Origin of the sequence: Microbacterium sp. NPDC091676 (genome assembly GCF_044756645.1) — a bacterium.
In the GTDB taxonomy this organism is placed as follows: domain Bacteria; phylum Actinomycetota; class Actinomycetes; order Actinomycetales; family Microbacteriaceae; genus Microbacterium; species Microbacterium paraoxydans_D.
Genome location: NZ_JBIVTI010000001.1, coordinates 331,533 through 353,293 on the forward strand (window position 1 = coordinate 331,533; position 21,761 = coordinate 353,293).

Consider the following 21,761-nt stretch of genomic DNA (forward strand, 5'->3'; position numbering starts at 1 on the left):
GGGGGCGGGACATCACTCCGTGGTGCCGTCCCGCCCCCTACGCAGGGGTGACTCAGGCCGACGGCTCGACCAGGCCGGTGTCGTAGGCGAGGATGACGGCGTGCACGCGGTCCCGGAGGCCGAGCTTCGCGAGCACCTTGCCGACGTGGGTCTTCACGGTCTGCTCCGCGATGAACAGGTCGCCGGCGATCTCGGTGTTCGACCGGCCCTTGCCGATGAGGACGAGGACCTCCCGTTCGCGGTCGGTGAGGTCGGCGAGAGCCGTCGCGGACCGGCGCGACGCCGGCCGCCGTCCGGCGAACTGCTCGATCATGCGCCGGGTCACGCTGGGGGCGAGGAGCGCATCGCCGCCGGCCACCACGCGGACCGCATGGACGAGCTCTTCCGGCAGAGCGTCTTTGAGGAGGAAGCCACTGGCCCCGGCGGCGAGGGCGTCGTAGACGTAGTCGTCGATGTCGAACGTGGTGAGCATGAGGATCCGCGGCACGTGCGCGGCCGGGTACGACGGGCCGAGGATGCGGCGGGTGGCCTCGATGCCGTCGAGCTCCGGCATGCGGACGTCCATGAGGATGACGTCGGGATCGAGCCGCGCGGCGAGTGTCACGGCCTCCGCACCGTCGGCCGCCTGGCCCACCACGCGGATCCCCTCGTGCGCGTCCAGCAGGGCGGCGAAACCGGCGCGGACCATCGCCTGGTCGTCGGCGATGAGCACGCTGATGGTCACGGGTTCTCCTTGTCTTCCGCCGAGGCGGTCGGGGCGGGCGGTGCAGTGGCCGTGGACAACGGCAAGGTGGCCTCGACCGTCCAGCCGCCGTCGTCGGACGGCCCGGCGGCGAGACTCCCGCCGAGCAGCTCTGCGCGTTCGCGCATTCCCCGGAGGCCGTAGCCGCCGGAAGGGCTCTCGGCCGGCTGCGGGGGCGCGGCGTTGCGGACGCGGATGTGCAGGCTGTCGGCGTCGGCATGGAGGCGGACGGTGACACGAGCACCCGGCGCATGGCGGACGGCATTGCTCAGGGCCTCCTGCACGATGCGGAAGGCGGCGATCTGCACGCCCGGTCCGGCCGCGGACGCGGCGTCGATCCCCTCGAGCACGAGGCCGACCTCCACCCCGGCCCGGCGGATCGTAGCGACGAGGGCCGGGACGTCGTCCAGTCCCTGCTGCGGTGCGAGCTCCGCATGCTGGTCCTCCGTGCGGAGCACCCCCAGCATGCGCCGCATCTCGGTGAGCGAGGTCCGGGCGGTGGCGGCGATGTCGTCGAACTCGGCGGCGGCGTCGGCATCGAGGCCTGTGATCCGATAGCGCGCGGTCGACGCCTGCACCTGGATCACCGACATGCTGTGCGCCACGACGTCGTGCAGCTCCCTGGCGATCCGGGTGCGCTCCTCCACGAGGGCGCGCCGGGATTCCTCCAGCGCGCTGTGCTCCTTCTCCCTGGTCAGCTCGGCCGCGACCCGCACGCGGCCGGCGACGAGCACGGCGATGAGGAACATCGCGGCGGTGACCGATGTCGTCACGATGAGGTTGGCTGTCGCGCTGCCGGAGCTCGCCGGGGTCGCGACCATGTCCGGACGCAGCAGCGGCGCCGTCAGCGAGGTGAGCGCGCCGATCACGAGAGTCAGGGCGCCGAGTCGGGCTCCCTGCACGAAGGACATCACGCCCACGAAGAGGACGAACGCGAGCAGCGCCGGCACCGACCAGGGCCAGGGGGAGTGGATCGCGCGCGCCGGCTCGACGAGCAGAGGCAGCAGGAAGGCGCCGGCGGTGAAGACGACGATCGCCGTCCGCGGCCGAGAGGGGACGAGGAGGGGAGCGCCGCAGACGGCGGCGCCGAGCAGGAAGGACAGCGGCAGCGGCGTGCCGGAGAGCACCGTCTGGAGGGGGACCAGGAGCGCGTACAGCACGACGACCGCCGCGGTCAGCGCCGCGAGGGCGCCGGTGCGACGGCTGATCCGTGACGGGCGCGGGGTGCGCTCTCGGCGGCGTGCCATGCGTCTCATCCTGCCAGGTGCGCGACCGGCGTACGGCGGCGGCGGAGGGCGGCGACGCGGTCGATGATCACCCCGACGATCAGGGCGACGGCGACGCCGATGGCCGCGCTGAGGAGGGGCTGGTCGTGCAGCCAGGCACCCGCGAGCAGCCCGATCGCGAGACTGAACACGCTCCAGCTGACGCCGGCGATGAGGCTGAGCGGGAGGAATCGTCGCCACGGGAATCCGAGCGCTCCGGCGGACATGTTCACGGCGACGCGTCCGATCGGGATGTAGCGGGCCCCGAGGATCAGCGTGGCACTGCGACGGTCGAGGGCGCGCTGCGCGAAGGCGAACGCCGCGGCGACGCGGGGGCGCCGCATCCAGGCGAACCTGGTCGTACCCAGCCGGCGTCCGATGAGGAAGGCGATGTTGTCGCCGACAGCGGCCCCCACGGCGGCGACCGCACCGAGCAGCAGGATGTCGCCGTTGCCGGTGGACGCCGTCACGGCCGCCGCGGCGACGAGGACCGTCTCGCTCGGGACCGGCGGGAAGAACCCGTCGATCACGGTCACCGCGAACAGCACCGCGTAGAGCCAGGGGGAGGCGATCGCCTGCAGGATCAGGTCGTTGAGGATGTCCACTCCCGCACCGTATGCAGCGGGTGCGGGGGGAGGCATCACTCCCGGGTATCGCCTCGGTCACCCTGGAGAGGGATATCGGTGCCGGGCGTCGACACAGTCGCGGCGGCATATACTGGGGGGCTGGCCGCTCGGCCATCACCCTCCTCCCGAACGAACGGACGTCCGCTGTGCTTGCCGTGCACGACCTCGAGATCCGCGTTGGCGCGCGCCTGCTGATGGAGAACGTCTCGTTCCGTGTGTCCGACGGCGACAAGATCGGCCTCGTCGGACGCAACGGTGCGGGCAAGACCACGCTCACCAAGGTGCTCGCCGGCGACGTCCTGCCCTCCGGCGGCACCGTCACCCGTTCCGGCGAGCTCGGCTACCTGCCGCAGGACCCCCGTTCGGGCAATCCGGAAGACCTCGCCCGTACCCGGATCCTCGACGCGCGTGGGCTCGGCCAGCTCAACCTCGGCATGACGGAGGCCTCGCTCGCCATGGGCTCCGACGACCCCGCGGTCGCCGCCAAGGCGATGAAGCGCTACGGGGCGCTCACCGAGAAGTTCGAGGCGCAGGGCGGCTACGCGGCCGAGGCCGAGGCGGCCTCGATCGCGCACAACCTCTCGCTGCCGGACCGCATCCTCGACCAGCCGTTGTCGACGCTGTCCGGCGGCCAGCGCCGCCGCATCGAGCTCGCGCGCATCCTCTTCTCCGACGCCCAGACGATGATCCTCGACGAGCCCACCAACCACCTCGACGCGGACAGCGTGGTGTGGCTGCGGGAGTTCCTCAAGAACTACAAGGGCGGGCTGATCGTGATCAGCCACGATGTCGAGCTCGTGGGCGAGACCGTCAACCGGGTGTTCTACCTCGACGCCAATCGCCAGGTCATCGACATCTACAACATGAACTGGAAGAACTATCTGCGGCAGCGCGCTGCGGACGAGGAGCGTCGCAAGAAGGAGCGGGCCAACGCCGAGAAGAAGGCGACGACGCTCCAGCAGCAGGCGGCGCGCTTCGGGGCGAAGGCGTCGAAGGCGGCTGCCGCGCACCAGATGCTCGCGCGTGCCGAGAAGCTCCTCTCCGGGCTGGAGGACGTGCGTCAGGAGGACCGCGTCGCGAAGCTGCGGTTCCCGAAGCCGGCCCCCTGCGGCAAGACCCCGCTCATGGCCTCCGGGCTGTCGAAGTCCTACGGCTCGCTGGAGATCTTCACCGACGTCGATCTCGCGATCGATCGCGGCTCCAAGGTCGTCGTGCTCGGCTTGAACGGTGCGGGCAAGACGACGCTGCTGCGCATGCTCGCGGGTGTCGACCAGCCGGACACCGGTCAGCTCGAGCCCGGACACGGCCTCAAGGTCGGGTACTACGCGCAGGAGCACGAGAACCTCGACGTCAGCCGCTCGGTCCTGGAGAACATGGTGTCGGCGGCCCCGCACATCACGGAGACGGAGGCCCGCAAGGTCCTCGGCTCCTTCCTGTTCACCGGCGACGACGTCCTCAAGCCGGCGGGCGTGCTGTCCGGTGGCGAGAAGACCCGGCTGTCGCTGGCGACGCTCGTCGTGTCGTCCGCGAATCTGCTCCTGCTCGACGAGCCCACGAACAACCTCGATCCGGCGTCCCGCGAGGAGATCCTCGGGGCACTGGCCCACTACGAGGGCGCGGTGGTGCTCGTGTCGCACGACCCCGGTGCGGTGCAGTCGCTGAACCCCGAGCGCGTCCTCATCCTGCCCGACGGCGTCGAGGACATCTGGAGCCAGGAGTACCAGGACCTCATCGAGCTCGCGTAGCGGATCGTGGCATAGTCGGAGGATGGCGGAGCATCCGATCCTTCCTCCCTCGGAACTCGCGGCGTGGCTGCGGGCTCAGCCCACCCTCACCGGCACCGCGCCGCCGCTGCGCCTCGATGACCTGCCCGTCGACCCGGTGCCGCTCTTCCACGAGTGGATCCGCGGGGCGGCCGCGGCCGGTGTCGCCGAACCCCACGCCGCGACGCTGGCGACGGTGGACGCCGACGGCATGCCCGACGCGCGCACGCTGATCCTCAAGGATGTCGACGACCGCGGCTGGGCGTTCGCCGGGGCGCGGTCCTCCCGGAAGGCCGCGCAGCTCGACGCGCACCCGGCTGCGGCCCTGAACTTCTGGTGGCAGCCGCAGCGTCGTGCCGTGCGGGTGCGGGGAACCGTGCACGAGGCGTCGGCGGCCGAGAGCGACGCCGACCTCGCGGCCCGCTCCGCGAGCGCACGCACCGGTCTCGGGCCGGGAGACTGGGTGCTGTGGCGGGTGGTGCCGACGCGGGTCGAGTTCTGGCAGGGATCGTCCGACCGGAACCATACCCGGATCGTCTACCGCCGTGTCGACGGCCGCTGGCAGCTCGTCGCCCCCGCCCCGGGCCCACGGGTGCGATAACGCCCCGCTCCGCCACTCCGGCGGCCCGTTTCCGATCCCGCACCGTCGTCGCGCGGGATCGAACACGTGCGTCCCGTCGCTGCCGCACGCCCCTTTTCGATCCCGCACCTGCGGGGCACGGGTGCGCGGGATGGAAAACGGGCGTAGACGGGCGAGGTGCGGAGAGTTTTTGAGCTCCGCAGGGGGGAAGGGGGGAGGGTGAGACGCGGGGTGAGAGGGGGTGGAACGGAGAGTGGCGGGGTGACACACTGTAGCGATCTGCTCGTCGGAGGGGGACGACCACATGCGCAGGGCACGACGTCGGACTCTGGCTGCCGCGCTCGCGCTGGCCCTCGGTCTCGCCGGAACGGTCGTCATCGCGGCCCCTGCTCTCGCCGCCACGCCGGTGGGCGGACCGACGACTCCGGGCATCTGGGGGTATCACACCGTCACGTTCGAGTCCCTCGGCAGCACCGTCGCCCAGGTCGCCGTCGTGGACGGGGGACTGGCGCCGCGGCAGCCCGCCCCGACGTCCGCAGAGGGGCCGTTCGACGGCTGGGTCACGGGACCTGCCGGCGCCGAGGAGCCCTTCCGGTTCGAGAGCACGGTCATCACGGCGGATCTCGTCGTGCGGGCGACCTTCGCGGACACCCGCGTCGTGCAGTTCCTCGCCGGTCCCGCGGGAGAGGACGCCGAGCGGATCATCGATGCCGACGAGGTGCGCGACGGCGAGCCGCTGGGGCAGATCGCCCCGGATGTCGCCGAGGTGCCGGACGGGAAGGTCTTCACGGGGGAGTGGTACCGGGAGGACGACCCGACCCGGACTCCTTACGACTTCGCGGATCCCGTCACGGAGGACTTCCGGCTGGTGCCGATCCTCGTCTCCGGTTTCGCGGTGTCGTTCGTGACGGATGGCACGGCCGTGGCCCCGGAGTTCGTGGTCGAGCCCGACACGGCCTTCACCGCGGCGGATCTCGCCGCCATCCCGCCGCCGACCCGGACGGGATACACGTTCACGCAGTGGTGGGCGGACGCGGCGCGGTCGCAGCCGGTGGATCTTCCCCTGACCGACACCGCCACGCTCTACGCGGGGTGGCAGGGGCAGGACGTCGAGTACCACGTGAGCTACTGGCTGGAGAAGCCGAACGTCGTTCCCGAGTCCTACCCGTCCCCGGTGTTCACAGCGGCGGGCGGCGCACCGCCGGCGTGGACCGACGACGACGGGAAGCTCAGCGACGCCCAGGTGGCGGACCCGGAAAACTTCCTCTTCCTCGACGACATCGCCTCGTCCGCGACGGCCGGGTCCACGGTGGGAGGGCCGACCGCGAAGGCGGAGATCCCGACGCTCGTGCAGGAGCTGGTGCGCGCGCAGCTCGATCCCGCCGTCGTGCAGCCGGATCCGCTCACGTTCGCCGATCTCGCGGTGAGCCAGCACGATGTCACGGTGCAGGGCGACGGCTCGACGGTGGTGAACGTCTACCTGACCCGCGCGCTGTGGCGGACGGATTTCCGGCTCATCGCCCCGGGAAGCGCGGCGAACGTGCCCGCCGCGTGCGCCGCCGCCGGCACGTACGACGTCGCCATGGACGTGGGCGGCACCACCTACTTCGCCTCGACCGTGTCCGGTGGCGCGCAGCTGCTCGGTACGTTCTCGGTGCGCGAGAAGATCGGTCTCGACATGCAGGCCGCGGGCGTGGCGCCGGTGCCGTTGTCGCAGACCGACGGGTCCGGGATGATCACCGTCTACGACGCCGGGACCGAGAACCAGAGCTGCGTCCTCCGGGGTTGGGGACCCCAGCAGTTCACGCCGTTGATCTTCACCGCGGTCTACACCGGCGCGGGTGCGGATGCCGGGTCCGTCGATCTCGCCGGACGCACCACGACCATGACCGGCAAGATGGCGGCCGCCTCCACGCAGAATCTCACGCAGCGGTTCGAGTACGCCGAGGCTCTCGACCAGGGCCAGTCGGCACCGGACGTCGTCCTCGGCCCGGACGGCACGCCGAACGACCCGCTGCGGGTGGAGACGCTGTACGCCAACAACAAGACCGCCGTCCGCGCCGCCGTCCCCGCCGGTCACCAGGTCTTCCAGCAGTATCGGAGCGCCTGGTACTGGGCGTCGAACGGCGATCGGCAGGTGGCGAGCGTCATCGACGGCTTCACGTCGTATGTCGGGTACGGCACCGGCACGAACACCCAAGGCAACTACTTCCAGCTCGACCAGCCGTCCGGACGGCTCTATCAGCTGAACAACAACGGGAACGTCAACGACCGGTATCGGTACCAGTTCTACAGCCGCAACACGTATGCGCTCAGCTTCGTGACGGGTGGCGGCACAGCGATTCCCGCCGTGACGGGCATCCCCTTCGAGACCGCGCTCGAGGCATCGGCGCCGGCCGATCCCACCCGAGGCCGCGATGTCTTCCTCGGCTGGTACACCGACTCCCAGTTCAACGTGCCGTTCGCGTTCGACGGAGCGACGATGCCGGCCAGCAACCTGGTGCTCTACGCGCGGTGGCTGACGGATCCGCACACCGTCCGGTTCTACGACCACCCCTCCAGCCCGGAACCGATCGACGATCTGACGCAGACGGTGGAGGACCAGGGGATGGCGACCAGTCCGGATCCGTTGCCCCCGCAACCGGACGGCCAGACGTTCCTCGGCTGGTACCAGCGGACGACGGCAGGCTTCTTCGTGCCGTATGACTTCGACACGCCGGTCGGCGCCGACCTCGACTTCTATGCCCGGTGGCAGCAGCCGGAGGCCGCTCCCTTCACTCTCCACTACGACGGGGACGGCAACACCGGCGGCACCGTACCGACGGATCCGCTCGGCTACGACGCCGGATCGAGCGCGATCGTCGTGGACGGAGCGGGACTGACCCGGGGCGACGAGGTCTTCGTCGGCTGGCGTATCGCGACGATCGCGGCGGCGCGCATCATCACGAGCCCCGTGGCGGCCGACGGACTCTTCCAGGCCGGACGTACGGTGCGCTTCGCGGGACGGGACATCACGCTCACCGCGGTGTACGCCGATCCGTCGCCCTCGTTCACCGTGACCTTCCGCGAGAACGGCGGGGCCGACGGCACCGTCACCTGGGATGGGCCTCCGGAGGCGTCCATCACCTATCCCGGAGCATTCGACCTGCTCTTCAGAGGTCCCGGGACCACGTTCCTCGGGTGGTCGACGTCCGCGGACGCGACGGTCGCCGATCCCGCGTTCGACCGGCTCCGCATCTCGGCGCTCACCGCCGACCTCGTCCTCTACGCCGTCTGGGAGGACGCCCCCGTGCCGGCGACGCCGACGCCGACGCCCACTCCGCCCTCGAACGGCTCCGGAACGGACCCTGGCGACGGTCGTCTCCCCCGCACCGGTGGGGACCCATGGGGCACGTTGCTCCTCGGGGCTCTCCTGTTCGCCACGGGGATCGTGGCGATGACGGCGCGGCGCCGACGGGGTCGGGGCTGACGATCCCCGGCCCGGTCAACGAGCGTCGAGCAGTTCGTCCTCGGCGTCCGCGTCGCGGTCGCGACGTTTCGGTGCCTTCACCGGTGCCGGCTTCCCCTCGACCTCTTCGCGGTGCTTCACGATCTCCGTGCGGATGATGTACCCGATGAAGATGAAGCCCATGATGGCGAACAGGATCCACTGGATCGCATAGGACAGGTGCGGACCCGGGTCGTCGGTGGGGGACTCGAAGCCACCCAGCGCCGTGTCGGCGGCGGGGCGCTCCTCGACCAGGCGTCCGTACGTTCCGGTGATCACGTCGTCCCCGACGAGGTCGGCGATGGACGGGAGGTGGATCGTGGGCACCTGGCCCTCCGGAGCCCCGCGTCCGGACCCGGGAAGCGGCTCGCCGGGACGCAGGCGGACGGTCACCGTGACCTCGCCGGACGGCGGGGACGGAACGGCGTCCGGGAGCTGCCCCTCACCCGGGGGCACCCAGCCGCGGTCGACGATGAGGACGCGGCCGTCTGCGTCCCGGAAGGGGACGAGGACCTCGAACGCGCTCGTGCCTCCATGCGGACGGTTGCGGACCAGGAGCTGCTCGTCGGCGAGGTACTCGCCCTGCAGCGTGACGGGGCGCCATTCGTCTGCGGGGTCGAGCTCGTCGTCGGCGACCACGTCGGCGAGGGGGACGGCCGGGGCGTCGTAGTTCTGCTCCACGAGCGCGATCTGCTCGGCCCTGGACTCGTTCCGCTCGAACTGCCAGTTCGACAGGAAGACGCAGGCGATCGCGAATCCGATGGCGATGAGGACGTACACGCCCCAGCGGGTCAGGCGGTTGCTCATGAGGAGGGCACCCCGTCTCGAACCGTCACCGGGAAGTCCCGCGCGGCCAGGTAGTCGTGGAGGAAGCCGACGTGCTCATCGCACGCCAGCCAGATCTTCTCGCGGTCGGCGGCGTGGATGCGCGGGTTGCGCCAGACGACCTGCTTCGTGGCCGCGCTCCGGCATCCGGCGCGCGAGCAGATGAGCTCGCTCATCGGTCCGTGCGGCCTTCGCGGATGGTGATGACGTCGGGGGCGGTCTCCGGAGCGAGCGACGGCGCGGGCGGCGCGTCGATCTCGCGCATCGGCGACTCGGCGGAGGTCTCCGTGCTGTCGCTTCCGGCGTTGGCGAAGACCACCGCGATGTACGGGAGCACGGCGGCGGCCAGCGCGAAGACCCACGTCCACCAGCCGAAGGGCTGCACGAAGAACATCAACCCGAAGCAGACGATGCGGATCGTCATCGTGAGGGCGTATCGGCGCACACGGTGGTCACCCTCATCCCGCGGGGACTGCGGCAGTGAGGTGACGGCCGGGACTCGACGTGCGTTCTTCACGATGATTCCAGCCTACGCCGCCGCAGCGACATCGGCATGCGCGTGCGGAGCGTCAGCTCGCGAAGACGAACGGCAGGGTGAAGGCGCCGAAGACGACCAGGCCGATGAGCGTCGAGACGATCGTGAAGACGAGGACGCCGATCATGAGATACCCCATGACGAGCCCGGCGATCGCCATGCCGCGCCCGCCGAGGCCCGGGGTGCGACGGATCTGCCCGAGGGCCATGTGGCCGGTGATCACGGCGGCGATGGAGGCGAGCATCGGCAGGAGGGCCCAGAACAGCACGACACCGGCGATGCCGCAGACGAGAGCGGCGACGGCGAGGCCGCTGGTCGGGCGAGCGGGCGCTGCCCCATACGACTGCGGTGCGCCGTACTGCTGCGGGGCCGCGTACTGCTGCGGGGCCGCGTACTGCGGCGGTGCGGCGTGCGCCGGGGGCGTCTGCGGGAATCCCGGGTACGCAGGCGAGGAGCCGGGGGCCGGCGGGAGGGCCGGGGGCTGCTGGCCCGACGGACCGGAGATACGGGGATCGCTCACTCTGATGCCTTTCGTCGCCCTCAGAGTCCCAGCACGTCCCGCGTCTGTCAAACGGCTGTCGCGGAGGCGAGAGGGCAACGTCGCTAGGATCGATCACGGTTCGGATTCCCGACCCTCGACCCCAGACCCAGGAGTGTCCCATGAGCGCGGAGCGCGTCGTCCTCGTCACCGGAGGCAACCGCGGCATCGGCCGCGCCATCGCGGAGCGCTTCGTACGCGAGGGATACCGCGTGGCGGTGACCGCGCGCAGCGGCGAGGGCCCGGACGGCACCCTGACGGTGCGCGCCGACGTCACGGACGCCGCCGCTCTCGACGCGGCCTTCACCGAGGTGGAACAGCAGCTCGGCCCGGTGGAGATCGTCGTCGCCAACGCCGGCATCACCAAGGACACCCTGCTCATGCGCATGAGCGAGGACGACTTCGACAGTGTCGTGGCGACGAACCTCGGCGGCACCTTCCGGGTCGTCAAGCGGGCCTCGAAGGGGATGCTGCGGGCGCGGTTCGGACGGGTCATCCTCATCTCCAGCGTCGTGGGTCTCTACGGCTCCGCGGGGCAGACGAACTACGCCGCCTCCAAGAGCGCACTGGTCGGTTTCGCCCGCTCGCTCACGCGCGAGCTCGGCGGACGGGGCATCACGGCCAACGTGGTGGCCCCGGGCTTCATCGAGACCGACATGACGGCGGAACTGCCCGAGGAGACGCAGAAGCAGTACAAGGCGAACATCCCCGCCGGGCGTTTCGCGACGCCGGATGAGGTCGCGGGCGTCGTGACCTGGCTGGCGAGCGACGACGCCGGCTACATCTCGGGCGCCGTCATCCCGGTCGACGGCGGTCTCGGCATGGGGCACTGACCCCGGCTCTCCCCGTCAGCGATCGATCGCGCGCACGAGGAGCTCCGCGAGACGCTCGGGCGCCGAGAACTGCGGCCAGTGGCCGGAGCCGATCCGGACGACCTCGGCGTCGTCGATCGCCCGATACTCCTCCGCGTACGGACCCCACTGGCTGATCACCGCGTCGAAGGCGTCCTGGTCCAGCCCTCCCATGAGCAGGGTGACCGGGATGCGGTGCCGCGCCGGGTCGCTCAGAGCGAGCTCGTCCGTCGGCACCCGCGCGGGCACGCTGTGCGTGAGCGGGGCCGTCCTCGCGCGGGTCTCGGTGTCCAGATCGTGCACGTCCTCGTCGGGGAAGAAGTCCCAGCCCGGAAACGGGACGACGCCGTCCTGCACGGGGAACTCGCTGATGCCCGAGCCCGGAGGCGGGGGCACGGTGTCGACGAAGACGACCCGGGCCAGGCGATCCGGGCGCGCATCGGCGACTCCCCAGGCGACGTTGCCTCCACCGCTGTGTCCGACGACCACCACGTCCCCCTCCGCGGCATCGACGGCGGCGACCGCGGCCGCGACCCAGTCGTCGATCCCGATCCCCGCCGCCGTCTCCGCGGAGGCGTCGAGACCGGGCATGGTCAGTGGCCGCGGTCGGTGACCGGCGCGCTCGAGCGTGGGGACCACGGCGTCCCAGCTGATGGCGTCGAGCCAGAGGCCGGGGATGAGGATGATGTCCATGACCCGACCGTAGACCCGGCCCCGGACATCGGCCAGGGTCAGGGGAGCAGGGAGATGACCGTTCCGAGGTCGACCGGACCGATGACCAGGCTCGCGGACTCGCGGACGGCGGGCTTGGCGTTGAAGGCGAGCCCCAGGCCGGCGACCGCCATCATCGGAAGATCGTTGGCGCCGTCACCGATCGCGATGGTCGCGTGCGGCGCCACGCCGAGCTCCTCCGCCCAGGTGCGCAGCCAGAAGGCCTTGGCCGCGCCGTCGACGATGTCACCGTCCACCCGCCCAGTGAGCGCGCCGTCGGCGACCTCGAGGCGGTTCGCCCGCCACCGGTCCACGCCGAGCCCCGGTGCGACGTCGTCGAGGATCTCGTGGAACCCACCCGAGACCACGCCGACCAGCCCTCCGCGTGCGTGCACGGCGGCGGTGAGGTCGCGGACCCCCGGCGTCGGCTCGATGCGTGAGCGGACCCGGGCGAAGGCCTCGACGGGAACGCCCGCGAGGGCCGCCACCCGGGAGCGGAGGCTGGTCGCGAAGTCGATCTCGCCGCGCATCGCCGCTTCGGTGGCCGCCTGCACCTCCGCGCGGCGGCCGGCCTCGTCCGCGAGCAGCTCGATCACCTCGTTCCGGATGAGCGTGGAATCGGCATCGAGGACGACGAGGAATCGCGCGGTGGTCACCCACCGAGCCTAGCGACCGGGGGACCGGAGCCCGTGCCGCATGACGCGTCAGCGTTCGATGAACACGCCCTTGCCGACGACCGTGATCCCCGACTCCGTGACCGTGAACCCGCGGGCGAGATCCCGTTCGCGGTCGACGCCGACCGTCGCGCCGTCGGCGAGGACGACGTTCTTGTCGAGGATCGCGCGGTGCACGCGGGCGCCCTGGCCGACGTGTACGTGATCGAACACCACCGAGTCGGTGATGGTCGAGCCGCCGCCGGCGAGCGTCCACGGGCCCACGACGCTGCGTTCGAGGTGCGTGCCGGACAGCACCGACCCCAGCGACACGATCGAGTCGATGGCGTTGCCGATCCTCCCCACCGAGTCGCGGACGAACTTCGCCGGCGGGGAGTTGACCGCCTGCGAGTGGATCGGCCACTCCATGTTGTAGAGGTTGAAGATCGGGAGGGTGGAGATCAGATCCCGGTGCGCGTCGAAGAACGAGTCGATCGTCCCCACGTCGCGCCAGTAGGAGCGGTCGCGCGGCGACGACCCCGGGACCTCGTTCTGCTTCATGTCGTAGTAGCCGGCCTCGCCGCGGTCGACGAAGTACGGGACGATGTCGCCGCCCATGTCGTGGCTCGACGTGGGCAGCTCACCGTCGGCCTCGACGGCCGCGATCAGGGCGTCGGTGTCGAAGATGTAGTTGCCCATCGAGGCCAGGACCTCGTGCGGGGAGTCCGCGAGACCCGTGGCGTCGGTCGGCTTCTCCAGGAACTGCCGGATCCGTCCGGATTCCGGATCGGCGTCGATGACCCCGAACTGGGACGCCAGGGCGAGCGGCTGACGGATGCCCGCCACCGTCGCCTTCGCCCCGGACTCGATGTGCGCCTCGAGCATCTGGCGGAAGTCCATCCGATAGACGTGGTCGGCGCCGATGACGACGACGATGTCGGGCTTCTCGTCGTTGATCAGGTTCATGCTCTGCAGGATCGCGTCCGCGGAGCCGGAGAACCAGCGCTTGCCCAGGCGCTGCTGGGCGGGGACCGAGGTCACGTACGAATCGAGCAGGGCCGACATCCGCCAGGTCTGGGAGATGTGCCGGTCGAGGCTGTGCGACTTGTACTGCGTGAGCACGACGATCTGTCTCAGCCCGGAGTTGATGAGGTTCGAGATGGCGAAATCGATCAGGCGATACTGCCCGCCGAACGGGACGGCAGGTTTCGCGCGGTCGGCTGTCAGCGGCATGAGTCGCTTGCCCTCGCCGCCGGCGAGGATGATCCCGAAGACCTTCTTTGGAGCGGACATGGCTCCACCATAGATCCCGTTCGGCGCGGGGAACTAGCATCTGGACAACCCGCTCGATAGCGTCTAGGAATGCGAGTCGAGATGATCACCAAGGAGTATCCGCCGGAGATCTACGGAGGCGCGGGTGTGCACGTGGCCGAGCTCGTGTCCGCGCTGCGTCGGGACATCGACGTGACGGTGCGCGCGTTCGGTGCGCCGCGCGACGAGGAGGGCACCTTCGCCTACCGGGCGCCGGAGAGTCTCGCCGGCGCCAATCCGGCGCTGCAGACGCTCGGCACGGACCTGGAGATCGTGTCCGCGATCGCGGGCGCCGACGTCGTGCACAGTCACACCTGGTACGCGAACTTCGCCGGTCATCTCGCCTCCCAGCTCCACGGGATCCCGCACGTGCTCACGGCGCACAGCCTCGAACCGCTGCGGCCGTGGAAGGCCGAGCAGCTCGGGGGCGGCTACGCCGTGTCGAGCGGGATCGAGAAGCTCGCCTACGAGAACGCCGCCGCGGTGATCGCGGTGAGTGCCGGCATGCGCGCGGACATCCTCCGCAGCTACCCGCAGGTCGACCCTGCGCGGGTCCGGGTGATCCACAACGGCATCGACGTGGAGCGCTGGCGTCCTGTCCAGGACCCCGCGTTCCTCTCCTCGATCGGCATGGACCCGGAGCGGCCCTCGGTGGTCTTCGTCGGACGCATCACGCGGCAGAAGGGTCTGCCTTACCTCCTGCAGGCGGCACGACTGCTCCCGCCGGAGGTCCAGCTCATCCTCTGCGCCGGCGCGCCCGACACGCCGGAGATCATGGCGGAGGTCCAGGAGGGGGTGCGGCTGCTGCAGCAGACCCGGGAGGGCGTCGTGTGGATCGAGCGGATGCTGCCGCGGGACGAGCTGTCGGCGATCCTGGCGGCGGCGACGACCTTCGTCTGCCCGTCCGTCTACGAGCCGCTCGGGATCGTGAACCTCGAGGCGATGGCCTGCGGAGCCGCCGTCGTCGGGACGGCGACGGGCGGGATCCCCGAGGTGGTGGACGACGGCGTGACCGGCCGACTGGTCCCGATCGAGCAGGTGCAGGACGGGACGGGCACGCCGACCGACCCCGAGCGCTTCGTCGCCGATCTCGCCGCGGTCCTCACCGAGGTCGCCACGGATCCGGAGAAGGCCCGGGAGTACGGGGAGGCCGGTCGGGAGCGGGCCCGCACGCAGTTCAGCTGGGCCGCGATCGCCGACGAGACCCGCGCGCTCTACGCGGAGCTGACCGCCTGAGCCGATAGGCTTTCGGTATGCCGATCGCTCTGGAGTTCACCGACGTCGTCGTGCGCCGAGAGGGGCGCAACATCATCGATCACGTGACCTGGCAGGTCTCGGACGATCAGCGATGGGTGATCCTCGGGCCGAACGGTGCCGGCAAGACGACCCTGCTGCAGCTCGCCGACACGCTGATGCACCCCACCTCCGGCACCGTGACGGTCCTCGGCGAGACGCTCGGGCGCGCGGACGTCTTCGAGATCCGACCGCGGATCGGGTTCGCGTCGTCGGCCATGGCCAAGCGCATCCCGCGGGAGGAGACGGTGCTCAACACCGTCCTCACCGCGGCCTACTCGGTGCTCGGACGCTGGAACGAGAGCTACGAGGACATCGACGAGCGGCGTGCGCTGCGCGTGCTGGGCGACTGGCGTCTCGCGCACCTCGCCGACCGTACGTTCGGCACGCTGAGCGACGGCGAGCAGAAGCGTGTGCAGATCGCCAGGGCGGTCATGACCGACCCGGAGCTGCTGCTCCTCGACGAGCCGACCGCCTCGCTCGACCTCGGCTCGCGCGAGGAGCTCCTCGCGCTGCTGGGCGGCTACGCCTCCGCACCGACGACGCCCGCGATGCTCATGGTGACGCATCACGTCGAGGAGATCCCGGTCGGGTTCACCCATGTGCTCCTGATCCGTGACGGCGCCGTGGTGGCGGCGGGGCCGATCGCCGAGACGCTCACCGCGGATGCCCTGGGCGAGACCTTCGGGATGCCGATCGCCCTCAGCAGCGAGGACGGGCGCTACTCCGCCCGCGCCGCCTCCTGACCTCGGTCCCCGCTGGGTTACTGAGTTCGGTCCCCGCGGGGTTACTGAGCTTGTCGAAGTACTGGTAGAATCGATCCTTGGTGCGCTCGGCACCACAGACTTCCCTCGTCCCTGGCACAATCCAGGGCAGCAACAAAGGAATCCCATGAAGACTGACATTCACCCCGACTACAAGGCTGTCGTGTTCCGCGACCTGGGCTCGGGCGAGACCTTCCTCACCCGTTCCACCGTCACCAGCGACAAGACCATCGAGCTGGACGGCGTGGAGTACCCGGTGATCGACGTCGAGATCTCCTCGGCCTCGCACCCCTTCTACACGGGCAAGCAGCGCATCATGGACTCGGCCGGCCGCGTCGAGAAGTTCAACCAGCGCTTCAAGGGCTTCGGCGGCTCCTCCAAGTAAGACCGCCCACGAAGGCCCCGCACTCCTCGGAGTGCGGGGCCTTCGTCATGCCCGGGTGGGCGCGTCGCTCAGACGTCGATGACGATGCGGCCGCGCTCGATGCGGCCCGGCGGATCTCCGGGTGTCGGCGCCGGGGCCGTGCGCCGGGTCTGCCGGTCCCGCTCCTGGCCCGCCTCGTGCGCGGTGGGGGACCACACCGCGTCGAAGACGCCGACGAGCCCTCCGGAGCCGGCCTGCTCGTACTTCTCCTCGACCGGACGACGGGAGAGGGTATGCCGGATGCCCACGAAGAACAGCACCGGCCCCGTACCGAGCACGAGGACGATGGTGGTCCACCCGAGCAGATGCTCCATGGCCCCAGGATAGATCCCGGAGCGCGCGGGTGGCACCCGTCACGCGGCGGAGGTCAGCGGATGCGGCGTCCGTGGGCGAGGTCGATCAGCCGCTCCAGCACGGGCCCCGTCCGCAGGCCGTTGTGCTCATGCTCGCTCGTCACCCAGGGCGTCACGCCGGGGAGGAGACGGGCGGTCTCCAGGGAGAACTCCAGGGGCACATACACGTCGTTGACGTAGATGGCGGCCGCGCCCGTCGCCCCGGAGGCGGCGAGGGCGGCGGTGTCGTAGATCCGCGGCCAGGGGTGCTCCGCCAGGATCGACGTCACCTCGCTCCACGGTCGCAGTGCCGGGACGGTGTCGGCCCATTCGCGGCGGACGTGCTCGCCCGTGAACAGTGTCGGGTCGTCGCGGAAATCGGCGGGCTCGACGCGCTCGGCGGACCACCGCGTGGTGTGTCCGTTCGCATAGCTCGACTCGTGGAAGGCGTAGTACAGCGGGTTGCGGCCGCCGAAGGGCATGGCGTGCTGGAGGTCGTGCCGGAAGGCGTTGGACGCGGGATCCCGTTCCAGCAGCGACCAGACCGTCTGCCAGCCGTCGTCGGTGCCGAGAGCGGAGCCGACCGAGCGCAGGCGGGAACGCGACACGACCTCGCCGTCGGGGAGGACGAGTTCACCGGCGTCCGCGAGATCGATCAGGCGCCGCATGACGTCGCGGTGCTCCGGGAAGCGCCGGTAGTACCGCTCGGACGCCGTGCGCATCTTGTCGTAGCAGAGGGCGTAGACCTCGTCCGGGTCGCGCTGGACCGTGCTGAGGCCTCCGGTGATGAAGACGTCGTCGAGCGAATCCGCGTGGGTCGACAGGTAGGCCAGCGTCGTGAACCCGCCGAAGGACTGCCCGAGGACGCTCCACGTCGGCGCCCCCAGGTGCTCCCGCAGCGCCTCGCAGTCGCGCACGATGGCATCGGCGCGCAGGTGCGTCAGATGCTCGGCCACGGCTTCGGCGCCCCGCACGAGGTCGCCGTCGCCGACCGGGGAGGACAGCCCGGTGCCGCGCTGATCCAGCAGGACGAGTCGATAGTGCGCGAGGGCCTGATCCAGCCACGCCGGCGCGGTGGAGGAGTGGAAGGGGCGCGGCGCCTCGTGGCCCGGCCCGCCCTGCAGGAACACCAGATAGGGGAGGGCCTCGCCTCCCTCCCGTGCGACGACGCGGGCGAACACGTCGATCGTGCGGGTGTCTGCCGGGTCGTCCCAGACGAGGGGGACCGTGAGCGTGTGCTCCTCGACGGCGAGGTCGAGCAGGCGGCGGCGGAGGACAGTGGTCATGGTCACATCACATTCCCGATGTAGGAGTACTTCACGAAGACCTCGGCGGCGATGCCGGACTCGTCGAGGACTCCCTGGACGGCCGTCATCATGTAGTTCGAGTCCCAGCCCATGTAGAGGAAGTGCGTGTCGTCGAGGTCGTCCCACTGCCCCTTCCATGCCTTGTCGCGGTAGATCGGGCCGCCGTGGGTCGCGCAGTACGCCAGAGCGGCCTCGGTCGTGTCGGTCCAGGCACGGCGGAACACGCGGTTGAACAGGTGCTTGACGTCGTAGACCTCCCACCGTTCGCCGCGATACTCCACGTAGTCGAACTCGCGCTCCCACCCCGCGGGCCAGCCGCGGCGGCGGACGGCGTCCAGGATCGGGGTGAGGCCGTCGTCGTCGATCTCGGGCAGCGCGGGTCGTGCCCACACGCGGACGAGGTCGGCCGTCAGTCCCACCGTGCGTGCGGTGATGGCCGCCGTGCCCCAGGACTCCTGCGCGGCGAGGGCGCGGGTCGCCGGCACGCTGCTGCGTGCATAGGCCTCATCGCGTTTGACGGGGAACGAGGCGCCGAACACCCGCTCCGTCAGCCCCTGCTCCAGCAGCGTGAGGTTGCCGAGGGTGGGTGCGAGGGCGCGGTGACTGTTCTGCTCGTCCTCGGAGTACTCGCTCCAGGGGCGCACGCCGTCGCCGGACCAGGCGTCGCCGGGCACGGCGGGCACGATGTGCTCGACGTCGAAGCCGTCCACGTCGTCGACGCCCTCGAGCCGGCCGAGCACGTAGGCCGGATACGGCAGCTCGCTGTACTTGAGCACGGCGCTGACCCGCTCGTCCGACGGGGTGATGCGCGCGATGGCGCGGGCGAGGGCGTCGTGTCCGTCGCGACGCGCACGGCAGAGCCGGGCGATGAGGCGTTCGGCGGGAAGGTTCACGAGCGCGCGACGAAGGAACATCGCCTGCAGCCACTCGAGCGTCTCGAGGAGCTGACTCCGGTCGATGAGGCCACGCGCGTGATCGCTGTAGGCGCTCATGACCAGCGGGGAGGAGGAGCGTCCGAACGTATTCACGTACCGCAGCTGCCGCGCGATCTCGGGGTCCTGCTCCTTCGTCGGATCGAGGAGGATGCCGTAGATCTCCGCATAGTGCCGCCACGTCTCGGCGTCGGCCTGGAGGTGGGCGGCGTCGACGCGCGGGAACGACTGGCGGAAGGCGCTGTACACGCCGTGCTCCCCGTTCGCCGCCACCTCTCGCCCCGTCACGAGCACGAGGTAATGACGCCAGAACGCCCCGATCGCCTCGCCCGTGTGCTGCTCGATCGGCAGCCAGTACCGCGCTTCCACGTCCATCTGCTCGGCGTGGCTCAGACCCATGAGGATGTAGTTGTGGATCAGCTCGTGATCCCGCAGCGGCTCGCCGGTGGAGTTCAGGCTCTCGAAGATCTGCTGCGCGTTGGCCTGGGCGCCGAGCGTGATCGACACGTGTTCGAGCCGCTGCAGTCCCCGCCAGATCGACGGCGCCTCGTCGGCATGGATCTGGCTGCGGAAGAAGGCGTAGTTGTCGTCGAAGCGCGACTCGCGATCGAGGTCGTCGCGGCGATCGAGCACGACCGATTCGTAGAGATCGGCCCAGGCGTTGTGCGGACGCAGCTTCGTGCGCTCAGGGTCGTCGGATCGGACCAGCACGCGGGCGAGGTCGGCGGCGAGCTCCGGGTCGCGGTCACGCACCGAGTGATGAAGTGCGGCGACGAGGAGCATGAGCGTGGTGAGGCGCTGCTGCCCGTCGATGAGGATGAGGTCGGCGTCCGGGCCGGAGCCGTCCTCGGCGGAGAGGATCGAACCGATGAAGTGGCGATGCGCGTCGTCCTCCGCGGCCACCGCCCTGACGTCGGAGAGGAGCCTCTCGCAGCCGCCGATGTCCCAGCGGTACTGCCGCTGGTAGACGGGAACGACGATGGTCGTGCGTCCCGCCGCGAGCCATTCGATCGTGTTGACTGCCGTCGCCTCGACGTTGGTCGCGGTGCTCATGCTGGTGTCTCGTCCTCCCGTAGCGACAGGCGCCACGGACGCGCCGGGTGCCCCGCCCAGTCTATTCGCTTATCCACGGCGACCCTCCGGGGGAGCGCCAGGTCCCGCTGTTAGCCTTGCCTTATCAGGGCCTGTTAAAACGTGCTGGCCCCCGATGAAAGGAACATGACTCGATCATGGGATACATCAAGTCCGCAGCGCTGGAGGAGAAGGGCTTCGTCGTCCTCGACAGCTACGACCAGGAGGCCGACCCCAAGGAGTGGCTCGACATCGAGTACGTCGACTGGAAGTCCTCGGGCGACACCCGGTTCGCGCCCCTCGCCAGCGCCTTCGGCGACATCGAGTGCAACGGCTTCTGGAACCACAAGCCGCCGCGCACCGACAAGGACGGCGTCTGGATCGACGAGCAGACCGCCAAGGCCCCGAACCTCACGCGCCGTGCGCAGGAGCCCGGCGCGAACGTCGGCCGCTGCCGTGTCATCGAGCTGCAGCCGACCCCGTACGGCGACTGCCTCTACAACCTCCACCAGGACGACAACAACCGCCTGAACCCGGACGGCACCGGCTGGGTCGTGCGCGGGTTCTTCAACCTGACGGACGACAAGGACAGCTACTTCGTGCTGCGTGAGAACCGCACGGACCCCAGCATCGAGTACCGCATCGCCCTGCCGGCCGGTGCGCAGCTCATCGTCGACACCCAGCGTCTGTGGCACGCGGCCACCCACAACGGCACCGACCCGCGCTACTGCCTCATCACCTCGTGGACCTCCGGTCCCGAGCTCGACGCGTACATCGAGAAGTACCACGGCACCGACGACGTCCCGAACGTCGAGGTCCCGCAGGACGTGCTCGAGTTCGGCTATGCCGAGCAGGCCCGCAAGGACGCCGCTCGCGCGGCCTACTACGCCGCGAAGGGCCAGCAGGTCAAGCAGGCCATGAGCGAGGCCTGAGCGTTCCCATACTGGGTCGCTGAGCTCGTCGAAGCGCCCGAAGGCCCCGGTCCGCGGACCGGGGCCTTCGTCGTCGAATCACATGCTTGTGATTTCGCGGGAACTCGGCGAGAATGGGCGCACAACCGCATACTCTCGCCACTTCGTGGTTCAGGTCGTAGGGGAAGACGCACCTGATGAAACGGAGAGATCATGGCGACGGCTTACGCACGCGGAGTGGTGTTCATCCACTCGGCGCCTCGCGCGCTCTGCCCGCACCTGGAATGGGCGGTGGGTCGCGCTATCGGGCGTGCGGTGAACTTCGACTGGACCGAGCAGCCCGTGCTGACCGGCGCGCGCCGCGCCGAGTTCTACTGGGACGGTCCCGTCGGTACCGGTGCTGCCCTCGCGACCGCGATCCGGGGCTGGGAGCACCTCCGGTTCGAGGTGACCGAGGATCCCACGCCGCGCAGTGACGGCGGTCGGTGGCTGCACACGCCGGACCTCGGCATCCACTACGCCCAGACCGATGCCGCCGGCAACATCGTCATCGGTGAGGACCGCATCCGCTACGCGATGGAGATCGCCGCGGGCAACGCCGTCGAGCTGCAGCGCGAGCTCGACATCGCCCTGGGCTCCGCCTGGGACGAGGAGCTGGAGCCCTTCCGTCACGCCAGCGACGACGCGCGCGTCGTCTGGCTCCACAAGGTCGGCTGACCGACCGCTGAGACCGGGAGCGCGGAGGCGTGAGTATCGGATTCCGGTGAGTGATCCCGGACGCTGAGAAGACGAATCCCCGCTCCGCTCGACGAAGACCCCGCCCCGGGCGACCGGGCGGGG

The 21,761-nt window shown here is 70.3% G+C and carries 22 protein-coding genes; 9 read left to right on the forward strand and 13 right to left on the reverse strand.

Annotation, left to right across the window (positions count from 1 at the left end):
• Nucleotides 1-52: 52 nt before the first annotated feature.
• The 3 genes from ACIQID_RS01750 to ACIQID_RS01760 are packed head-to-tail and all read right to left on the reverse strand — an operon-like array spanning nucleotide 53 to nucleotide 2,612.
• Complete coding sequence (locus tag ACIQID_RS01750) at nucleotides 53-724, reverse strand: response regulator transcription factor (protein WP_062634324.1); 672 nt, start codon at nucleotides 722-724, stop codon at nucleotides 53-55.
• On the reverse strand, nucleotides 721-1,989 hold the full coding sequence (locus ACIQID_RS01755; protein ID WP_400281461.1) for a sensor histidine kinase: 1,269 nt from the start codon (nucleotides 1,987-1,989) through the stop codon (nucleotides 721-723). Before ACIQID_RS01755 ends, ACIQID_RS01750 begins: the two co-directional genes overlap by 4 nt.
• A 5-nt stretch (nucleotides 1,990-1,994) precedes the next feature.
• Nucleotides 1,995-2,612: a DedA family protein gene (locus ACIQID_RS01760; protein WP_400281464.1), complete on the reverse strand. Its 618-nt coding sequence runs from the start codon at nucleotides 2,610-2,612 to the stop codon at nucleotides 1,995-1,997.
• Nucleotides 2,613-2,779: 167 nt separating this feature from the next.
• Between ACIQID_RS01760 and ACIQID_RS01765 the strand changes: the two genes are divergently transcribed.
• The 3 genes from ACIQID_RS01765 (at nucleotide 2,780) to ACIQID_RS01775 (ending at nucleotide 8,445) form a co-directional block, all read left to right on the forward strand.
• Nucleotides 2,780-4,378 (forward strand): ABC-F family ATP-binding cassette domain-containing protein, encoded by a 1,599-nt coding sequence (locus tag ACIQID_RS01765; RefSeq protein WP_210677646.1) that lies wholly within the window; start codon nucleotides 2,780-2,782, stop codon nucleotides 4,376-4,378.
• Between the two features lie 22 nt (nucleotides 4,379-4,400).
• Nucleotides 4,401-4,997, forward strand: coding sequence for a pyridoxal 5'-phosphate synthase (locus ACIQID_RS01770; RefSeq protein WP_400281468.1), 597 nt, complete (start codon nucleotides 4,401-4,403; stop codon nucleotides 4,995-4,997).
• 283 nt (nucleotides 4,998-5,280) lie between these two features.
• Complete coding sequence (locus tag ACIQID_RS01775) at nucleotides 5,281-8,445, forward strand: InlB B-repeat-containing protein (RefSeq protein WP_400281471.1); 3,165 nt, start codon at nucleotides 5,281-5,283, stop codon at nucleotides 8,443-8,445.
• Nucleotides 8,446-8,460: 15 nt separating this feature from the next.
• Here ACIQID_RS01775 and ACIQID_RS01780 read toward each other — a convergent pair whose 3' ends face one another.
• From ACIQID_RS01780 to ACIQID_RS01795, 4 genes are read right to left on the reverse strand one after another with little or no spacing between them, the layout of a single operon-like run.
• Nucleotides 8,461-9,270, reverse strand: coding sequence for an SURF1 family protein (locus ACIQID_RS01780; protein ID WP_400281474.1), 810 nt, complete (start codon nucleotides 9,268-9,270; stop codon nucleotides 8,461-8,463).
• Nucleotides 9,267-9,464: a hypothetical protein gene (locus ACIQID_RS01785; RefSeq protein ID WP_060921850.1), complete on the reverse strand. Its 198-nt coding sequence runs from the start codon at nucleotides 9,462-9,464 to the stop codon at nucleotides 9,267-9,269. Before ACIQID_RS01785 ends, ACIQID_RS01780 begins: the two co-directional genes overlap by 4 nt.
• On the reverse strand, nucleotides 9,461-9,805 hold the full coding sequence (locus tag ACIQID_RS01790; protein ID WP_400281478.1) for a DUF3099 domain-containing protein: 345 nt from the start codon (nucleotides 9,803-9,805) through the stop codon (nucleotides 9,461-9,463). The genes ACIQID_RS01785 and ACIQID_RS01790 overlap by 4 nt, the downstream gene beginning before the upstream one ends.
• Nucleotides 9,806-9,857: 52 nt before the next feature.
• A complete protein-coding gene (locus tag ACIQID_RS01795; RefSeq protein ID WP_400281481.1) occupies nucleotides 9,858-10,343 on the reverse strand; it encodes a DUF4190 domain-containing protein in 486 nt (161 codons plus the stop codon).
• 140 nt (nucleotides 10,344-10,483) lie between these two features.
• Between ACIQID_RS01795 and ACIQID_RS01800 the strand changes: the two genes are divergently transcribed.
• Nucleotides 10,484-11,194: a beta-ketoacyl-ACP reductase gene (locus ACIQID_RS01800; RefSeq protein ID WP_312672330.1), complete on the forward strand. Its 711-nt coding sequence runs from the start codon at nucleotides 10,484-10,486 to the stop codon at nucleotides 11,192-11,194.
• Between the two features lie 15 nt (nucleotides 11,195-11,209).
• Here ACIQID_RS01800 and ACIQID_RS01805 read toward each other — a convergent pair whose 3' ends face one another.
• Genes ACIQID_RS01805 through ACIQID_RS01815 form a run of 3 tightly spaced genes read right to left on the reverse strand, consistent with a single transcriptional unit; the run spans nucleotide 11,210 to nucleotide 13,869 of the window.
• Entirely contained in the window at nucleotides 11,210-11,905 is a 696-nt protein-coding gene (locus tag ACIQID_RS01805) for an alpha/beta fold hydrolase (RefSeq protein ID WP_312672331.1), read from the reverse strand.
• Nucleotides 11,906-11,943: 38 nt separating this feature from the next.
• On the reverse strand, nucleotides 11,944-12,579 hold the full coding sequence (serB, locus tag ACIQID_RS01810) for a phosphoserine phosphatase SerB (RefSeq protein WP_400281486.1): 636 nt from the start codon (nucleotides 12,577-12,579) through the stop codon (nucleotides 11,944-11,946).
• Between the two features lie 48 nt (nucleotides 12,580-12,627).
• Nucleotides 12,628-13,869, reverse strand: coding sequence for a glucose-1-phosphate adenylyltransferase (locus tag ACIQID_RS01815; protein ID WP_060921847.1), 1,242 nt, complete (start codon nucleotides 13,867-13,869; stop codon nucleotides 12,628-12,630).
• A 69-nt stretch (nucleotides 13,870-13,938) separates the two neighbouring features.
• On the opposite strand from ACIQID_RS01815, the gene glgA reads away from it, so the two are divergent.
• The 3 genes from glgA (at nucleotide 13,939) to ACIQID_RS01830 (ending at nucleotide 16,329) form a co-directional block, all read left to right on the forward strand.
• Nucleotides 13,939-15,123 (forward strand): glycogen synthase, encoded by a 1,185-nt coding sequence (glgA, locus tag ACIQID_RS01820; protein WP_312672335.1) that lies wholly within the window; start codon nucleotides 13,939-13,941, stop codon nucleotides 15,121-15,123.
• A 17-nt stretch (nucleotides 15,124-15,140) separates the two neighbouring features.
• Complete coding sequence (locus ACIQID_RS01825; RefSeq protein ID WP_312672336.1) at nucleotides 15,141-15,926, forward strand: ABC transporter ATP-binding protein; 786 nt, start codon at nucleotides 15,141-15,143, stop codon at nucleotides 15,924-15,926.
• A 145-nt stretch (nucleotides 15,927-16,071) separates the two neighbouring features.
• Nucleotides 16,072-16,329, forward strand: a complete 258-nt coding sequence (locus ACIQID_RS01830; protein WP_017202258.1) for a type B 50S ribosomal protein L31 — start codon at nucleotides 16,072-16,074, stop codon at nucleotides 16,327-16,329.
• Nucleotides 16,330-16,397: 68 nt separating this feature from the next.
• On the opposite strand, the gene ACIQID_RS01835 is transcribed toward ACIQID_RS01830, so the two are convergent.
• From ACIQID_RS01835 to ACIQID_RS01845, 3 genes are read right to left on the reverse strand one after another with little or no spacing between them, the layout of a single operon-like run.
• On the reverse strand, nucleotides 16,398-16,682 hold the full coding sequence (locus ACIQID_RS01835; protein WP_331202939.1) for a hypothetical protein: 285 nt from the start codon (nucleotides 16,680-16,682) through the stop codon (nucleotides 16,398-16,400).
• A gap of 53 nt (nucleotides 16,683-16,735) precedes the next feature.
• Nucleotides 16,736-17,992 (reverse strand): alpha/beta fold hydrolase, encoded by a 1,257-nt coding sequence (locus ACIQID_RS01840; RefSeq protein WP_396654601.1) that lies wholly within the window; start codon nucleotides 17,990-17,992, stop codon nucleotides 16,736-16,738.
• Nucleotides 17,989-19,992, reverse strand: coding sequence for a DUF262 domain-containing protein (locus ACIQID_RS01845; protein WP_312672339.1), 2,004 nt, complete (start codon nucleotides 19,990-19,992; stop codon nucleotides 17,989-17,991). Before ACIQID_RS01845 ends, ACIQID_RS01840 begins: the two co-directional genes overlap by 4 nt.
• Before the next feature lie 176 nt (nucleotides 19,993-20,168).
• Between ACIQID_RS01845 and ACIQID_RS01850 the strand changes: the two genes are divergently transcribed.
• Nucleotides 20,169-20,942: a hypothetical protein gene (locus ACIQID_RS01850; protein WP_025103622.1), complete on the forward strand. Its 774-nt coding sequence runs from the start codon at nucleotides 20,169-20,171 to the stop codon at nucleotides 20,940-20,942.
• A gap of 192 nt (nucleotides 20,943-21,134) precedes the next feature.
• Nucleotides 21,135-21,638 carry a DUF3145 domain-containing protein gene (locus ACIQID_RS01855; RefSeq protein WP_025103621.1) on the forward strand — a complete coding sequence of 168 codons (504 nt, stop codon included), beginning with the start codon at nucleotides 21,135-21,137 and terminating at the stop codon, nucleotides 21,636-21,638.
• Nucleotides 21,639-21,761: the final 123 nt, after the last annotated feature.

Excerpts from the sequence above, each read along its gene's own strand:
- ACIQID_RS01850 (WP_025103622.1), top strand. The coding sequence starts at position 20,169 with ATGGGATACATCAAGTCCGCAGCGCTGGAGGAGAAGGGCTTCGTCGTC.
- ACIQID_RS01825 (WP_312672336.1), top strand. The coding sequence starts at position 15,141 with ATGCCGATCGCTCTGGAGTTCACCGACGTCGTCGTGCGCCGAGAGGGG.
- ACIQID_RS01830 (WP_017202258.1), top strand. The coding sequence starts at position 16,072 with ATGAAGACTGACATTCACCCCGACTACAAGGCTGTCGTGTTCCGCGAC.
- ACIQID_RS01805 (WP_312672331.1), bottom strand. The coding sequence starts at position 11,905 with ATGGACATCATCCTCATCCCCGGCCTCTGGCTCGACGCCATCAGCTGG.
- ACIQID_RS01835 (WP_331202939.1), bottom strand. The coding sequence starts at position 16,682 with ATGGAGCATCTGCTCGGGTGGACCACCATCGTCCTCGTGCTCGGTACG.
- ACIQID_RS01800 (WP_312672330.1), top strand. The coding sequence starts at position 10,484 with ATGAGCGCGGAGCGCGTCGTCCTCGTCACCGGAGGCAACCGCGGCATC.
- ACIQID_RS01855 (WP_025103621.1), top strand. The coding sequence starts at position 21,135 with ATGGCGACGGCTTACGCACGCGGAGTGGTGTTCATCCACTCGGCGCCT.
- ACIQID_RS01775 (WP_400281471.1), top strand. The coding sequence starts at position 5,281 with ATGCGCAGGGCACGACGTCGGACTCTGGCTGCCGCGCTCGCGCTGGCC.
- ACIQID_RS01755 (WP_400281461.1), bottom strand. The coding sequence starts at position 1,989 with ATGGCACGCCGCCGAGAGCGCACCCCGCGCCCGTCACGGATCAGCCGT.
- glgA (WP_312672335.1), top strand. The coding sequence starts at position 13,939 with ATGCGAGTCGAGATGATCACCAAGGAGTATCCGCCGGAGATCTACGGA.
- ACIQID_RS01815 (WP_060921847.1), bottom strand. The coding sequence starts at position 13,869 with ATGTCCGCTCCAAAGAAGGTCTTCGGGATCATCCTCGCCGGCGGCGAG.
- ACIQID_RS01780 (WP_400281474.1), bottom strand. The coding sequence starts at position 9,270 with ATGAGCAACCGCCTGACCCGCTGGGGCGTGTACGTCCTCATCGCCATC.
- ACIQID_RS01845 (WP_312672339.1), bottom strand. The coding sequence starts at position 19,992 with ATGAGCACCGCGACCAACGTCGAGGCGACGGCAGTCAACACGATCGAA.
- ACIQID_RS01785 (WP_060921850.1), bottom strand. The coding sequence starts at position 9,464 with ATGAGCGAGCTCATCTGCTCGCGCGCCGGATGCCGGAGCGCGGCCACG.
- ACIQID_RS01770 (WP_400281468.1), top strand. The coding sequence starts at position 4,401 with ATGGCGGAGCATCCGATCCTTCCTCCCTCGGAACTCGCGGCGTGGCTG.